Origin of the sequence: Bacillus cereus group sp. N6, assembly GCF_016483705.1 — a bacterium.
GTDB classification, from domain to species: Bacteria; Bacillota; Bacilli; order Bacillales; family Bacillaceae_G; genus Bacillus_A; species Bacillus_A wiedmannii.
Genome location: NZ_JAEHBI010000162.1, coordinates 1 through 1,360, shown reverse-complemented (window position 1 = coordinate 1,360; position 1,360 = coordinate 1). Strand labels below are relative to the sequence as shown.

The window sequence follows — 1,360 nt, the reverse complement described above, 5'->3', positions numbered from 1 at the left end:
CTATATCTATAATTTCACCAATTTATTATGAAATAAATATTGATTTAAAATGTTTTATATAATATAAAAGAGCGGGATTTTCAGGAAGAGAAAAAGGGTTTTTGTCTCCTTTTTTCTAAATTCACACAACATTCAAAAACAAAGTCTCTACATATTAATATTTGTTATATAATATACTTATCAAAGCATTATCCCTGTAGTTTTTATGATGAATCTGTAAGATAGTTTGTTTGTCCCGTATATTCACCTTAAACTAAAAAGAACTTGTAGAATTCCTACAAGTTCTTTTTGTTTTTCGGGTTAAATATTGATTTGAAATAAAGTTATGATTTTTCGACACAGTTACATCCATTCTTTCTGGAGTAGAAGCCATGCATATGATTAAAAAAGAACAAATTGCTTTACGGAACCAGTCTGTCCAAAACCAAAAAGAGTCCATCCATCAATTGTTTGGACTTGCAACATAAGATACGATTCCGTTAGGAATATATATGCTTTATTCTCTTTTGTTTTATTTTTGCACCAGAACCGTCTTGATAATTATCCAAACTTCATATTCCATTACCATAACTTACAGCAAGTTATATCCTTTAAACACTTTCCATTTCAGCAGCATAGGTCTTATCTACAAATTGAACATGTTGTTGTAAATGCATATAGTTGCTTTCTTGAATGGAAGGAGCCCACACACATAGCAACTTTCTAGCTCTAGAAAACGCCACATAACCTACACGTGCTTCTTCTATTTCTTCATTTTTTTCAAGCCACTCCATGAGCTGAGATTCGTATTCAGCCATTACCAATACACATTCCGCTTCTTGACCTTTTGCATCATGAATGTTTAAAACAGATCCTTCACTTTCAGAAAAGTTCCCTTGCAGCTCTACTTGCTCTATGAGATGGGATAACATGGTACTCTTTGATGCTTTAACTTGATTCTTCCATTTGTAATTAAGCATATTTAGTTTTTTTCCTATAGATTTACCATACAGTTTTTTTGACTCTTCCATCAGAAATTTTTTCAGTACTACAAACAGCTCTTCCACCGATGTGTCTGTTAGTACCAGGCTATCTAAAAATTGAAGCGTAAAGATCTGCAATTTCTTCCACATAAACATACTATATCCAATTTCAACTAGTGCAATATAATTAGGATGTTCATTAAAAAATAAGTAGCTAAAGGCTTCACTCATTCTTTCAACAGCTCTGTCAAATTCATTTCTCCGCTTATACGAGATAGCCAATATGAAATTTTGCAAAATTTGAAAGCGACGATAATGCTCTTTTGATGCTAGTCTAAATGATAGACACACCGAACAGAGAGTTTATACTAAAAACAAATAAACAAGTTCGAGGTGTC

Annotated in this window: 1 protein-coding gene and 1 pseudogene; one reads left to right on the top strand and one right to left on the bottom strand. The window is 32.2% G+C overall.

What is annotated here, in order from left to right:
* Positions 1-332 precede the first annotated feature (332 nt).
* A pseudogene (locus JDS99_RS30630) lies at positions 333-467 on the top strand (IS6 family transposase); the annotation flags it as partial.
* Positions 468-590: 123 nt separating this feature from the next.
* Here the strand turns inward: JDS99_RS30630 and JDS99_RS30625 are convergent.
* Positions 591-1,193 carry a 3'-5' exonuclease gene (locus JDS99_RS30625; RefSeq protein WP_242475819.1) on the bottom strand — a complete coding sequence of 201 codons (603 nt, stop codon included), beginning with the start codon at positions 1,191-1,193 and terminating at the stop codon, positions 591-593.
* Positions 1,194-1,360 lie beyond the last annotated feature (167 nt).